Raw genomic sequence first — 14,938 nt, forward strand, 5'->3', positions numbered from 1 at the left:
CTTATAACTCTTCTAAATAAGTGTAGCCATCAAGGCCGCTTTGCAACTCGTCTAAAACGCTTTGCTGTTCGTGTTTTTCAATTTTAGTGCTTACTAACTGCTCGTATGATTGCTGAAAACTTTCTACATCTAAATGTACATAGCGCATCATATCGGCAACAGTGTCACCTTGGTTTATCTCGGTAATACTTGCAACGCCTTGCTCATCCATATTGACAATTGCGCTGTGCGTATCGCCAAACAAGTTATGCATGTCACCTAAAATTTCTTGATAAGCACCCACCAAGAAAAAGCCCATTAAATAAGGTTTATCAGCACTAAACTCTGGTACAGGTAATGTGCTTTCAATACCTTGTCCATCTACGTAATGTTCAAGTGCGCCATCTGAATCACAGGTTATATCAAGTAATACAGCACGCTTTTTTGGTGCTTGCGTTAAGCCACTTAATGGCAATACCGGAAACACTTGATCAATGCCCCATGCATCTGGAAGCGATTGAAATAACGAAAAGTTTACAAAAAACTTATCGGCTAAACGAACGTTTAACTCGTCAATAATAGGACGATGAAAACGGTTTTTATTATCCATGTGCTTGTTAAGTTCATAACAAATACGAATATTAATTTGCTCAGCCCACGCACGCTGCGATAAGTCTAATAAACCGAGTGCAAATTGATTATGCGCTTCAGCTAAATCACCTTGGCTGTCGTGATAAATTTCAATTAATGCACGGTCATCCGTTAAATCAGTTAACTGTACAAACGATGCCCACATGTTTTTTAATAACAGGGGTGCATCTGCCGCTGGCGCTACTAACTCTTCTGGCGTATAGCTTTCAGTACCAATAACATTAGAAATAAGCACAGCATGATGCGCCGTAAGCGCACGACCCGACTCAGAAATAATAGTCGGCATTGGTTGCTCATATTGCTTACATGTATCACCAATGGTGTACACGATGTTATTTGCATATTCAGCTAAGCTGTAATTCATAGAGTTATGCGATTGGCTACGCGTGCCGTCGTAATCAACAGCTAAACCACCGCCTACATCAAGGCAATCAATTTCTGCGCCTAATTTACGTAGCTCACAGTAAAAACGCGCCGCTTCGCTTACACCTAAACGTACGTCACGAATGTTCGCCATTTGTGACCCTAAGTGAAAATGTACTAGCTGAAGCAAATCAAGCTGGTTTGCGTCTTTTAAACGATTAACTACATGCAAAACTTGCGATGCAGATAAACCAAATTTTGATTTTTCGCCGCCACTCGCTTGCCATTTACCTTTACCTTGCGACGCTAAACGTACACGAATACCAATGCGTGGTTTTACGTTAAGCTCTTTTGCTTGGCTAAGTACCATGTCTAGCTCAGAAAGCTTTTCAAGTACGATATACACTTTATGACCTAGCTTTTCGCCAATAAGTGCTAAACGTACGTATTCTTTATCTTTGTAGCCATTACATACAATAACAGCGCTGGTTTTTTCAGCTAATGCTAATACTGTGAGTAGTTCAGGCTTGCTGCCTGCCTCTAAACCAAGTTGCTTTTTTTCTACTTGTGCTTGGCTTGCTACTATTTCTTCAACCACTTCACGTTGTTGGTTTACTTTTATTGGGTAAACTAATAGGTAGTCTTTAGGGTAACCATAGTTTTCAATCGCAGTATTAAATGCGCCGCATAAGCTGTGTACACGATGGTGTAAAATTTGCGGAAAACGAACTAAAGCAGGTAAGCTTAAACCTTTATCTTGTAGTTGCTTTGCGATATCTGTTAATGCAATGGTTTGCTCTGGTGCATGAGCCTTGGGTGCAACATACACATCACCTTGATCATTAATACCAAAAAAACCTTGGCTCCAATGACGAACATTGTAGCTCGTACGAGCTTGTTCTAGTGATGTTGTTTCTTTCATTTATCTTTCTCTTTTATTTAATTAATGCCGACTCGGCTAGTGCCGCGCATTAAAAGAAAAATAGAGATTTAAGTCCAACAAGTATTTTTACTCGTAACGAGTGATTTTTAATGTTGATAAAACAACCAATCACGTATTGCTCGCTAGCGTATATAAAATAGGACTTTGATGATTATTAAAGATAAGAAAAGTTGTAAAAAATGGCTGTTTTTAAATGACTCATTATAAATTTTATTAGCAAAATGAGTTAGCTCATTCACTAAAATTAATCTTGAGTTACTTTGCTTATTGAATTTACTTTTGATGGATTAGAGTAAGGTGTTCTCAACGCCTCAAATTACTGCTATTTAGCCAACGTGTTGTGACCAAGTAATACCTATGTATTCTGCAACATGAATAAAAACTACACGTCTAAAACGCGATGGATAACATCCACCAGCTTAAATCATTACTTGGCGCATATGTAGCGTTAGGTATTGCCTGTGGCATTGAAAGTAGGAAATTGCAGTAGTGTGCAGGCGAATTCGATTAATTGAGTATAAGCTAGCTATGCACTTTTTGGGGCGAACATAATTATTGCCATACCCAGCAGTGCAACTAAACCACCGATAATATCCCACATAGTAAGCTTTACGCCATCAACAACCCATAACCATAATAGCGCAACGCAAATATATACGCCGCCATAAGCTGCATACACACGCCCGGCAGCAGTAGGATGTAAAGAGAGCAACCATGCAAATAGTGCCAAACTTAAAGCCGCTGGAATTAAAAGTAAAATGCTTTTATCTTGCTTAAGCCAAAGGTAGGGCAAATAGCAACCCACTATTTCTGCTAAGGCTGTAATAGTAAAAAGTGCGATTGTTTTTAATTCAAACATAATGCTCCGCGCTAAGATAACAAGCATAACAATCTATATAAATTGTTATGCTTAGTATTCGTTATGAATCTGAGTTGTTATTCGCTAAGCGCCATAGTGGCAAGTTTCATTGTGCTTTCAAACGACTTAGTGCCCGCTATAAATAAACCATTGTGACAGAACACAGCGTCGTCAATACCTGTTTCATCTACAAACGCTTGGTCAGATAAACCAGACCATGCTTTAGGCAGCGATTTTCTATCTTCAAACGAACCTGGCTCAACGGGTACAGTTTGTAATATCCATTGTCCAGAATGCGATGGGTAAACCATGTATAGCGCATCGCTTGATAAAATATGCACCGTTTTTTTCCACGGTGTGTATTTTTCAAGTACAATTACTCTGGCATCTTCAGCATTTTCAATTGCTTTGGCGACAATCTCTTTTGCATTTACACTTCCGTGAGCCGAAGCGATAAAACGAATAAGCATGCGAGCTGCAAATTCAACGGCTTCGTCAAAACAAGTATCAAAGTTACTTTCTTCTTCCCACGTAGGGTTAAACATTGAGATTGTTTGGCTCAAGCTTATCCCTTTTGATACCCCTTCAACATGACCACAATCGATGGCGTCAATAGTTGAAACTAAGCCTGAATCCACTCTATCAGCAACGGCTTGGTTATCATCACACAACGCTAAGCCGTATTTTTTCCATATTAAACCAAACGACGAAAAAGGAATGCCATTTTCTCGCTCGCCTGCACCACCACGCTGGTGATGATCAAAGCGGTTCGTTTCAGGGTCGTATTCGCCACCTACATCAATTACAAAGTCGGCATTTTCTATAAGCGCTTTATCGCGAGTACGTACCAGTTTAAACGCTGGCAACACGTGTTTAAGTACTGCAATACTAAAAACGTCATCCGCATGAAAATTACCGTTATGGGTTACTACTGTTATGTCTGTCATTGGTTTAGTGTCATTTTTAGAAAGGATAAGAAAGTCTCGCTATTTAAACGTTATGGTTTGAAGTATTTTAAGGAGCATAGTAAATGACGGATTTTATACGATTATAGCCAACAAAAACAGTATTCTGCTTTTGTTAATTTTAAGAGGGCATTTTTGAAATGATCTTTAACAGACAATATATAATAGTACTAATGAACTTTGGGTATATTTGAAAGTAGCAATTCATTATAGTTTAATTTATACACTATAAAAAACTATAATGAATTGCTACTTAAATAATTTAGTGTGGTCACTTAGAGTGAAGCTGTTAACCTTTATGCGCTTTGTTACTGGCTTAGGCCTAACTCCATAAATACACTTTGTGGATTCTCGAGGTAAGGCCCAAAACTAGCACATCGTTTGAAACCAAGATTTTCATATAGCTTAATCGATTGAATTTGCTTTGGCCCTGTTTCTAGCCTGATCAGTGGGATTTTCTCCTCACCTGCGTGATATAAAAGTATCTGCATAATACGCCTAGATAACCCTTTACCACGATAACTAGGGCTTACATAAAGCCGTCTAATTTCACCATAGGGCGTTTTATCAAACTGCTTTACAATAGCGCCACACGCAATAATACCATCATCATTCTTTAAACCAATCGCATACACACTTGGCTCATTTAGTTCATTTAACGTAAGAGACTGTGCAGTGGCAACTGGATATAGAGAGTTTATTAGTCGGTCGATATCAGAAAAAACATTAATCACATCCTGGTCATTCGGTTTTAAATCAACTAACTGCATAGAACATCTCAATTTATATTAAAAATATGTGTTGGCAAACTATACCGAATTGTCAAAAATGAACAACCTCGTTCTACTTATTTAAACGTTTAAATAAACCCAGTAATTTACGCGAATAAAGAATGCCCTCATTATTAAATGCAATTACTTGCTAAATTCAGTGTAGGCCTCTAAAAATAGCATATGCTACCAGCTCAATCATTTTATTTAATTTGGTCGATGCAAAAAATTTTAATAACAGAAAAGTCATATTTCGTATTCACTTTAATGGGGTCAGCGAATAGTCAAAGTATTTTCTATGTTCTTTTCCAGCTAAATTAGAGTTAATTTTATTTGGGTGTTTATATTCTTTCCAGTTGGCGACTTGACGTCCTATATTTAATTTAGGGAAACAGGTATTTCCTTGTATCTCCACGCCTAAAAACTGTTTTAGTTTTAACAAACTATCAGGCTCACTAATATTTATTGCTAAAAAATTGTCACTATTTTTGAAATACGAAAAAACAGCTTGTTCATGCTTTAAATAACAACCAGCTAGCGCTGTCGATGATAAGGGTAATACATCAGAGAACGTACGATGAAAACTACGCTTTAAAATAGGATTAAACTTACCTGTATTTAAATCTAAATGAGGCGCCATTTTTTCGAGCAACATAGTAATTGAAGGCACCCATTTGTTTAGCTCTCGACTTAAGTATATAAATTTAGCATTTGGGAATAACTCGTCTAAATGCATGTAGTCACTAAAGCAAGGTGCGTCAGATATTGCATCAGACATTTCAAATGCTTGCTTTGTAAAAGCGGTATGCGCCACCGAAAAGCCCATTTCTAGTAGCGCAACACTTATGCTAGTAGTGCCAGTTCTGGGCAACCCAATCACAAAGATCTTAGCCATCTATAATTACTCGCTTTTAAAATAATGTCACTAAAACTGCATGCGTTAGGGAGCTGAACAGAATCAGCCTAAGCTCTCTATAAAAAAGTAACTTAATTCCCTGCCATAGATAAATCACCATTAAGTTAAGCCACTTTATAGCATTATTAGTGCCTGTTGGCCTTTCAGAATTAAAATTCATTCAATCTATGGGCTATTTAATCGCGGCGTGAGGTTTGTAACCTAGTGGGCTCGGTAACTGCTCCTGTATTACTCTACTGGCTTACATCCATGTAAGAATAAGTAAAAACCGAGCCAAGCTTCCGCGGGCAGCGCATGCTTGGCATTTATTCTACGTTATCGCCTATTTATGGGGAATAACCACACTACATAGGCTCTGCTTTGCCTAAATACCAAACACACTGCTGAAAACTTAACCTCGAAAGATAAACAAGCCTAGTATTTAAACACTTTGTTACCTAAAAACGCTGTTCAAAAAAATTCAGCTATTTATACTAGCTACAGTGGTAAACATTTATTGAGGTTACTGTGCAGATAGTACAAGGTATGGAATATTTTTTTTCAGGTTTTAAATTAATTACTCAAAAGGGGTTAAAACGTTTTGTTTTTATTCCATTATTAATTAATATTTTACTTTTTGGTAGCTCGCTATTTTTCTTATTCGGTTGGCTAAGTGACAGTTTTAGCTACATCAATGATATGTTGCCACAATGGTTAAGTTGGCTTGAATGGCTAATGTGGCCAATTGCTATATTAATGGTTTTATTTAGCTACAGTATGCTCTTTACAGTGATCACTAATTTTATCGCAGCCCCCTTCAACGCTTTGTTAAGCGAAAAAGTAGAACTTTATTTAACAGGCCAAAAGATTAACGATGATGGCTTTGCTGAATTAGTAAAAGACATACCTCGTATGCTAGCCCGCGAGTGGACAAAGTTATGCTATTACCTTCCTCGCGCTATAGGTTTTTTTATACTGCTTTGGATACTCCCCGTCATTGGTCAAATATTATGGGTCCTATTTACCTGTTGGATGTTCGCAGTGCAATACGAAGACTATGCGTTCGATAACCATAAAATTGGGTTTAAACAGATGAAAGACGATTTAAAAAGTAAACAAGGTCTATCGTATGGGTTTGGCTTTGCCGTTATGCTATTAACAGCAATACCATTTATAAACTTAATAGTAATGCCTGTCGCTGTGTGTGGGGCTACGCGTTTATGGGTTGATAATTACAGGCCCAAATATCGAAGTTAAATATACAAAAAATGGGTCATCAGACCCATTTTTTATTACTAATAAAACTTAGCTGTATAGATTTTGTGGCACCTTAGTAACGTTTAAATGAACGGTTATTTCCTCACGATCATGATACAAATGCTTAGCTTGCAACTCGTAGTTAATACCTTGTTTATCTAGCTCTTTTCTAATCATCGAAAGGCATTCGTAGACACTGTCAAAACGTTTTTTCATTGGAAGCTTTAAGTTAAATATAAACTCTTTAGCGTAGGCACTCACAGCCCAATCAATCATTAAGGTCGTCACTTTAGTGGGTTTTTCCACCATATCACACACTAACCAGGTAACATTTCTTTTTTCAGGGCGATATTTAAAACCGTCAGCTCTAAAATGTTTAACCTGGCCTGTTTCCATCAAATCATCATTCATCGGACCATTGTCAATTGCACTTACAAACATACCACGGCGAACAAGCTGATATGTCCAGCCCCCAGGGCAAGCGCCTAAATCGACACTACGCATACCTGCTGCAACACGAGATTCGCGCTGTTGTTCAGGAATAAATACATTAAACGCTTCATCAAGCTTTAATGTTGATCGACTCGGTGCATCGCTTGGCATGCGAAGACGTAAAATACCCATAAAAAATGGAGAATTATTAAAACTATATGAGTAACCTACATAAGCTGTGTTGTTTGTTAAAAACATAACATGCATTACAGGACGGTTTGCTTTGGGTTCGCGCAATACTGTATTTTGTTTTTCGAGGGCTTTTTTAAGTGGTGTTGATATTTTTTTACAAAACGTTAAAAGCTCTTTTCCTTCATTTGTGTCAGGGGTTTCTACACGAAGCTCTGAGCACAATGTAAACTCTTTTGCAGCTTCAACTACCGCGCCAACGCGATCTTCCACAGGCATGTTTTCAAGTAATGTACCGGCAAACCATTGGCGTGCAAACACCATATTTTTAAAATCAACTTTTTTGATTATTTCGTCGCTGTGATGCGCTTCAAAACATTCATAAACAACGTAACCCGTATTTGGCTTTGCTTTTACATAACCCGCAAAGCCTTGCTCTGCAGCGTGAAACGTTATTTCAGCAGCGGCATCGTTTTCAAACCCACTACGACAGTAAATCACAACACTAGACATATAAACCCTTAAACTCTTTAAAACTTAAATCGTGCAACTTGCACTAAAATAACTACCCAACCAATAATAAAGCACAGCCCACCAATTGGTGTTATTGGCCCCAGCCACTTCATACCAGTTAATGCGAGTAAATATAAACTGCCACTAAAAAGTAGTGTGCCTGTTATAAAAAAACCACCAGCCCAGCTCAGATTTATGCCCCACTTAATTAAAATAGCAACCGCAATAAGCGCAAGTCCATGCACCATTTGATATTCAGCAGCAGTTTTAAAAACCCCAAGCGAATACTCTGTTAAACGGCTTTTTAAACCATGTGCTGCAAATGCACCTAACATGACCGAAAGCATACAAAAAATACTGCCCATCATTAAAAATACTTTAATCATTAATTACCCTCTAAATTTAAATCCACACAGTTTTTAATAAATTCAACAGCCTCCAAAGCAGCTGTTTCTCTATTTTGTAGCTCAGTCATACCACTTTTTTTACGAGGTTTAAGTGAGTGGTCCCCATCTGTAAGCCATATGTATTGTGGCTGTTTCGGCATAACCATTGTTGCAAGCTCTTGGCGAGTACCAAACGTATCTCGCTCACCTTGCAATACTAAAAAAGGGCAGACTATATCTGCGAAGTGATCGGTACGCAGCTTTTCAGGTTTGCCTGGTGGATGAAACGGATAGCCAAAAGCAAGAACACCTAAAACAGGTTGTTCTGTCGTACAAGCAAGCATGGATGCCATTCGTCCACCCATTGATTTCCCGCCAATAAATAGCGGAACATTTGGCTGTGTATGGCTAAGTATTTGCTCGTAATAACTAAGTAATTTAGGTGCTCGCTCAGGAGGCCTACGCTTATTCGTTTGTTTGGCTATTTGCATATACTCAAAATCAAATAGGCCGACATCAACACCCTGTTCACTGATTAGTTTTGCCACATGCTGCATAAAGTCTGAATCACTACCGGCACCAGCTCCATGGGCAAATATAAATTGCGCTATTGCTGGCTGCTGACTACTTTTAACCCACTCAATCATATTAATACTCTTGCTCTTGCTCTACTAAGCTCAACATCCACTCTTTAAAGGATACTATTTTACCTAGCTCTGTTTGTGATTCTCTAAGGACTAAATAATAGGCGTTTTTACTTTCAAGACTGTGATTAAATGGGATCACTAAGCGCCCAGCGTCAATGTCAGGCTTTGCCAGCACGCTGTTACCAATTGCCACACCTTGGCCATGCACTGCTGCTTGCAGCACCATCGATGAATGACTAAATATAGGACCTTGGTTAACTTGAATATTGCGCACACCAGCCGTTTTCATCCATGTTTTCCAGTTTTTACGGGTAGTGTCATGCAGTAAAGTGTGATGTGCTAAATCGCTTGGTTGGTCAAGCGGTTTTGGACCGCTTAACAACATAGGACTGCATAAAGGGACTAAATACTCGGTATGTAATTTATACGCTTGCACACCACTCCAATGACCTCGCCCGTAATAAATAGCCACATCAACATCATCTGTTAATGAGTTTTCGTCTTGGTCTTGCGCTTTGATCCGCACGTCGATCTCAGGATGTAACTCATTAAATAAGCTTAAACGAGGTACAAGCCATTGAATTGCAAAACTTGGTGTTAAGCTAACTGTTAATGAGCCCTTAGCACCACGCGCTAATAGTTTTTCGGTTGCATCAATTAGTTGCGTAAAAATCTCTTTAATATCGAGGAAGTAGCCTTGCCCTTCTTCGGTTAACAATAACGAACGATTTTTACGTAAAAACAATTTCAAACCTAAATGTTCTTCAAGTGTTTTTATTTGATGACTGACAGCCGCTTGAGTTACATAAAGCTCTTCCGCAGCTTTTGTAAAACTTAAATGGCGCGCAGCGGCTTCAAAAGCTTTTAATGCGTTTAATGGAGGTACTCGTCTTGACATGATGACCAAGCTTAGAATTAGTTTTTCTTATGCGGTGAATTATATACCTATGCTGAGAAAGAGTATATTTAAGGTGTAAAAAAAGCGACCTAAGTCGCTTTTCTAACATTTCACTTAATTGTTAAGCTTTTAATTATAAGTCATTTGCACTTGTATCAAGCGGTTCAAAGCTTTTAATTAAATCGTCTACCGCTTTCATTTGCGATAAGTAACCTTCTAACTTGCTAAGTGCTAGCGCGCAAGGGCCATCACATTTCGCTTCGTTAGGATTTGGGTGCGCTTCTATAAATAAACCAGCAATACCCAATGCCATACCACTTCGGGCAAGCTCAGCTGCTTGTGCACGACGACCATCAGCCGAATCTGTACGACCGCCAGGACGTTGTAGCGCATGTGTTGCATCAAAAATCACAGGAGCCATTGCTTTCATGTCATCCATGCCAAGCATATCAACCACTAGATTATTATACCCAAAGCTAGAGCCTCGTTCACAAAGTGCTACGTTGTTATTACCCGCTTCATTAAATTTAGTAATGATGTGACGCATTTCGTGTGGTGCTAAAAACTGTGGTTTTTTCACGTTAATGATCGCGCCTGTTTTTGCCATAGCAACCACTAAATCAGTTTGACGTGCTAGAAATGCTGGTAACTGAATAACATCGACAACTTCAGCAACAGGGGCCGCTTGATGTGGTTCATGTACATCGGTAATAAGCGGAATATTGAACGTTTTTTTAATCTCTTCAAATATTTTTAAACCTTCTTCCATACCTGGACCACGGTACGAATTGATTGAAGATCGATTAGCTTTATCAAATGACGCTTTAAATACATAAGGAATATTTAATTTAGCGGTTACTTCTACGTAATGCTCTGCAACACGCATAGCTAAATCGCGAGATTCTAATACGTTAATACCACCAAACAATACAAACGGTTTGTTGTTTGCTAGTTCAATTTCATTAATTTTAATAATTTGGTCTTTCATTTAAATTCCTTACGGTGCAACTGCTTGCATCATTAATCCACAAATATAAGCCATATACGTACCCACACCATAGCCCAGTACAGCTAACAGAACACCAACAGGCGCTAATGACGGATGAAACGCTGATGCTACAACAGGTGCAGACGCTGCACCGCCCACATTAGCCTGCGAGCCCACTGCCATATAAAATAACGGTGCTTTAATTAGTTTAGCAACTAGCAACATTAAACTTGCATGTACAAGCATCCAAATAGCACCCACTAAAAACAAGCCGGGATTATCAAAAATGGCGGTTACATTCATATGCAAACCAATCGATGCAACTAAAATATATAAAAAGCTAGAGGCCACTTTTGAAGCACCAAACGCCTCTATTTGTCTCACTTTAGTAAAAGATAAACTAATACCAATCGTAGTCGATATGACAATCAACCAAAAGAATTTGCTGTTTAGGCTGTACTCTTTTGCCCACTCATAAGTAGTGCCAAAATAAGGACCTAGAAAATCAGCACAAAAATGTGCTAAACCAGTAATACCAAATGCAATAGCAAGTAATGTCATGTAGTCGTTAAGAGTAGGCATGCGAGCATGCTCTGCGTGATATGTTTCTACTCGGCGTTTTAAATCTTCAATTGCGCTAGTATCGGCACCTGTTGCCGCATCAATTTTCTTATGATTTGCTGCCATTAACAATAAAACAGCCATCCAAATATTAGCGACTATTACATCAACAGTAACCATCACCGAAAATATATCGCCGCCAACTTCAAACATCTCTTTCATTGAAGCTTGGTTTGCACCGCCACCAATCCAGCTACCCGCAACAGTTGTCATACCGCGCCATACCGCATCAGGACCATGGCCACCAACAATACTAGGGTCAACAGCACTGACGACTAAAATAGCCAAAGGTCCACCAATAACAATACCCAAGGTACCTACTAAAAACATAATAAGTGCTTTAGGGCCTAAATTAAGTATGGCTCTTAAATCAATACTAATGGTAAGAAGTATTAAACAAGCTGGCAGTAAGTAGCGCGAAGCTACGTAATAAACATTGGACTTATTGCCATCAACTATACCAAATGTATTCAGTAGTGACGGTAAAAAGTAACAAAGTAACAAGGCCGGTACGTATTTATAAAATCTTTTTAGTGCTGGGCGTTCACTGTTTGAGGTTTTAAATATAAACCCCAAAATAACAGCAAGTAAACCAAGTACAACGGCATCATTGGTTATTAATGCACTTTGAGTTTCAACCATAATTTTTCCTATTCTTAATGGTGAGTTTTATTATTATCTTCTAATTCTTCTATCTGATGTTGAATAATCTCAATAGCAGGATCGTCAGGACATTCATCGACAAAAAATTGTAAATCATCTCGTGCCATTTTAGGACAATCGAGTTGATTTAATAAGTAGCCTCTGTCGCGTCTTTCATACGGGTCGTCGCCAATTAATTCCATCAACATTTCTACACACGTTAAAGCATGGCCAAATTTATTTTCGCTTATAAAAGACCATTTTTGTTGAGCTAAGAACAATTTATATACTTCATCATCAAAAATAAGTTCTAGTGGTTCCTGTTCTTGCCCATCATCTTCATCCGCATTTTCAGGGATAATATACCAACTTTGTTGACCGCTACTTGGTTCAATTATGTAGCCTTCCTCATCGCTAATAGCGACATGCACACCAATATCGCCTTGGTTTAAGCTCATGCTAGCATCGAGTTTAGCGTGTTGTAAAAAGTGGCACAGTAAAATAGCTAATGTAGTTGGGGAGCCACTGCGCATGGTTAAGGTATAACTTAAACTATTTAGTTTATGCTCAGGCACTTTTAAGCTTGAGGCACTAAATAGCCAGGTACTATAAAAAGTATCTAATAATTTTTCTAAGCGATCGTGATCGTCGCTGACTTTTAAGCACAAAACATTTATTTGTTGCTCAAAGTCGGTGAGAATGTCAAAACTTGCTGTTAAATCTAATTGAGGATCCCATTTAGACTCAGCTTTAATACAACGATAAATTGCCGCTGGGGTAAATTCATCAAAAGCATCATCAACATAAGATTCATCGTGTTCATCAAACCCGAGGGTGGTCATCAATACTGCAACATTTTAGAAAACGAAGGCGTAGTTTACCTAACTTTAAAGCTATATACCAATATAGTGATGTTTTTGAATACTTGCAGCGAGGTGGAAGAACGAGCTTTACAGACAATACCGTAAAGCTCAAATTATTAAGGTTGACTTTAGAACAACAAAGCTGATTTAGACGTCGCTAAATAACCTATCGCTAAAACAACAACGGTATTAATTACAATGTAAATAATTTTAGCTAGGGTGTTAGTTTGCTTTGAACTTTTAACCCCTATCGCAATATACACAACAACTAAAATTATCTTTTCTAACAACCATAGCTGCTCAAAAGGGTTAATTTTAGCCATAAAAACAAGTGTAAGAGCAGAAACCAACAGTAGTGTATCTATGCTATGACTACCAATAAGTACCAACTTATTCTTAGCTATTTTGCCACTACCAATTCGCGAAAAAGAGCGAACATAAAATAAAATAACACTGAGCATAGCAATTGCCATGTGTGAGTGCTTTACTGCTAAATAATCCATATGCCCCTGTACTTCTATATTTTTGATATTAATCTGGAAAACGAGTTAATACTATTTCTATTTCATTAAGCTTATCGTTAAGCACTTCAACAAGTTTAGGCTCAAAATGCGATCCTTTTTGTGAATTGATTTCATCAACCACTCGTTGCAGTGACCAAGGCTCTTTATAACAGCGTTTATGGCGAAGTGCATCATAAACGTCAGCAAGAGAGACTATTCGGCCAAATACATTTATTTCTTCACCTTTCAATCCATTCGGATAGCCAGAGCCATCCCATTTTTCATGGTGTTCTTTTGCTATAATTGCACCAGCACTAACAATTTCCCTCGGTGAATCTTTTAAAATGCTATAACCTTTATCTGTGTGGGTTTTCATCACTTCCCACTCTTGGCCGTCGAGCTTTCCTGGTTTATTTAAAATAGCATCCGGTATACCTACTTTTCCAACATCATGCAAAGGCGATGCTAATCGAACTAAATCGGCTTCTCGCTTAGATAAGCCATAACCCTCAGCCAATATATGACAAATATTAGCCACACGCTTAACATGATTACCTGTTTCACTTGAGCGCTGCTCTACCGCTTCACTCAATCTATAAACTAATTCCTGCTGAGTTGCTTCTATTTCTGATTGTAACTGCACATTTTCAAATGCTAATTGCACATTTTGCGAAAAAATCTCAATTAAATGACGTTGCGTATCCGTTAATAATTTTGGGATACCTGATATAAATAACATTGAGTTATGATTATATTGACTACTGCAGTAAGCGAATAGGTAATTATCTTTATATACGATTGTTTTGTCACTTAATGCTTGTTGACACGCCGTAAGTTGTTCACTTTTAAGAACCAGCTCTAACTCTTTTCCTTCACTTTGTTCAAAGTCCCCTGTACCTGAACGAACAATAAGCTTTTTGTTATTGTTTTCTTCTGGATTTTGAGCAACTAATGTAGTGGCGTACATTGCTTGATCTGCAATACCTAATAACGAGGTAAGTTGCTGCATTACGCCCTCAGTGAAACTATCTATTGAATGAGCCGAAAATATATCCCTTGAGGCTTTTATTATTTTCTCTAGCCCTTCGCGTGATTGTTCAATAGAAATAATATCGCGATATGAACGAAGACTAGACATAATAACAGTGAATAGTTTTTGCGCCGTTAATTCCGTTTTCGATTTATAATCATTAATATCATAATCAACAATAACTTGTCTTTCAGGTGCTTGACCCGGTTGACCCGTTCGTAAAATAATTCGAATATGATTGTTTTTAGCTGTTTCACGAATGTATTTAGCGACTTGCAAACCCGCATCATCCGTTTCCATTACTACATCAAGCAAAACTATGGCGGCATCAGAGTGCTCGTCTATTAACTTTTTCGCTTCTGCACCAGAGTATGCACTTACAAACTCCAATCGTTTATTTTGAAAATCAAAATCGCTTAATGCCAATTTTGTTACAGCATGAACCTCAGGTTCGTCGTCAACGATTAATACTTTCCAGGTGCCCTGTTCTATTTTACTAACAGGCTCTTGAGGCTCATCTGAAAATAAGAAATCATCCATCATA

15 protein-coding genes are annotated in these 14,938 nt (G+C 38.2%); 1 reads left to right on the top strand and 14 read right to left on the bottom strand.

Annotated features, from left to right (window positions below; all coding sequences use genetic code 11):
- Position 1: 1 nt before the first annotated feature.
- The 5 genes from speA to DC53_RS12970 all read right to left on the bottom strand — a co-directional run bounded on the left by speA (position 2) and on the right by DC53_RS12970 (position 5,425).
- Entirely contained in the window at positions 2-1,915 is a 1,914-nt protein-coding gene (gene speA / locus DC53_RS12990) for a biosynthetic arginine decarboxylase (RefSeq protein ID WP_033029053.1), read from the bottom strand.
- 547 nt (positions 1,916-2,462) lie between these two features.
- Entirely contained in the window at positions 2,463-2,795 is a 333-nt protein-coding gene (locus tag DC53_RS12985; RefSeq protein WP_007378102.1) for a YnfA family protein, read from the bottom strand.
- A 77-nt stretch (positions 2,796-2,872) separates the two neighbouring features.
- Positions 2,873-3,742 (bottom strand): MYG1 family protein, encoded by an 870-nt coding sequence (locus DC53_RS12980; protein ID WP_008138255.1) that lies wholly within the window; start codon positions 3,740-3,742, stop codon positions 2,873-2,875.
- A gap of 326 nt (positions 3,743-4,068) precedes the next feature.
- Complete coding sequence (locus DC53_RS12975; protein ID WP_033029056.1) at positions 4,069-4,530, bottom strand: GNAT family N-acetyltransferase; 462 nt, start codon at positions 4,528-4,530, stop codon at positions 4,069-4,071.
- Positions 4,531-4,789: 259 nt separating this feature from the next.
- Entirely contained in the window at positions 4,790-5,425 is a 636-nt protein-coding gene (locus DC53_RS12970) for a sulfotransferase (protein ID WP_157847572.1), read from the bottom strand.
- Positions 5,426-5,971: 546 nt separating this feature from the next.
- On the opposite strand from DC53_RS12970, the gene cysZ reads away from it, so the two are divergent.
- Positions 5,972-6,682, top strand: a complete 711-nt coding sequence (gene cysZ / locus DC53_RS12965) for a sulfate transporter CysZ (RefSeq protein WP_188085232.1) — start codon at positions 5,972-5,974, stop codon at positions 6,680-6,682.
- Positions 6,683-6,730: 48 nt separating this feature from the next.
- Here the strand turns inward: cysZ and rlmM are convergent, their stop codons facing one another.
- From rlmM to DC53_RS12920, 9 genes are all read right to left on the bottom strand, one after another.
- A complete protein-coding gene (gene rlmM, locus DC53_RS12960) occupies positions 6,731-7,816 on the bottom strand; it encodes a 23S rRNA (cytidine(2498)-2'-O)-methyltransferase RlmM (RefSeq protein ID WP_007378107.1) in 1,086 nt (361 codons plus the stop codon).
- A 17-nt stretch (positions 7,817-7,833) separates the two neighbouring features.
- A complete protein-coding gene (locus DC53_RS12955) occupies positions 7,834-8,202 on the bottom strand; it encodes a DUF423 domain-containing protein (protein WP_033029060.1) in 369 nt (122 codons plus the stop codon).
- Positions 8,202-8,849, bottom strand: a complete 648-nt coding sequence (locus DC53_RS12950; RefSeq protein WP_033029066.1) for an alpha/beta family hydrolase — start codon at positions 8,847-8,849, stop codon at positions 8,202-8,204. Before DC53_RS12950 ends, DC53_RS12955 begins: the two co-directional genes overlap by 1 nt.
- 1 nt (position 8,850) lies before the next feature.
- The gene (locus DC53_RS12945; protein WP_033029067.1) at positions 8,851-9,747 is read right to left on the bottom strand and encodes a transcriptional regulator GcvA; all 897 of its coding nucleotides are present in this window, start codon (positions 9,745-9,747) and stop codon (positions 8,851-8,853) included.
- Positions 9,748-9,880: 133 nt separating this feature from the next.
- Positions 9,881-10,735 (bottom strand): 3-deoxy-8-phosphooctulonate synthase, encoded by an 855-nt coding sequence (kdsA, locus tag DC53_RS12940; protein WP_007378111.1) that lies wholly within the window; start codon positions 10,733-10,735, stop codon positions 9,881-9,883.
- 9 nt (positions 10,736-10,744) lie between these two features.
- Entirely contained in the window at positions 10,745-11,998 is a 1,254-nt protein-coding gene (locus DC53_RS12935; RefSeq protein ID WP_007378112.1) for a DUF819 family protein, read from the bottom strand.
- Between the two features lie 14 nt (positions 11,999-12,012).
- On the bottom strand, positions 12,013-12,840 hold the full coding sequence (locus DC53_RS12930) for a tetratricopeptide repeat protein (protein ID WP_007378113.1): 828 nt from the start codon (positions 12,838-12,840) through the stop codon (positions 12,013-12,015).
- A 149-nt stretch (positions 12,841-12,989) separates the two neighbouring features.
- Positions 12,990-13,364 (bottom strand): SirB2 family protein, encoded by a 375-nt coding sequence (locus DC53_RS12925; protein ID WP_007378114.1) that lies wholly within the window; start codon positions 13,362-13,364, stop codon positions 12,990-12,992.
- Positions 13,365-13,392: 28 nt separating this feature from the next.
- On the bottom strand, positions 13,393-14,937 hold the full coding sequence (locus DC53_RS12920; RefSeq protein WP_007378115.1) for a DUF3369 domain-containing protein: 1,545 nt from the start codon (positions 14,935-14,937) through the stop codon (positions 13,393-13,395).
- Position 14,938: the final 1 nt, after the last annotated feature.

The sequence above is a fragment of the Pseudoalteromonas fuliginea genome (assembly GCF_000690055.1).
In the GTDB taxonomy this organism is placed as follows: Bacteria; Pseudomonadota; Gammaproteobacteria; order Enterobacterales; family Alteromonadaceae; genus Pseudoalteromonas; species Pseudoalteromonas fuliginea.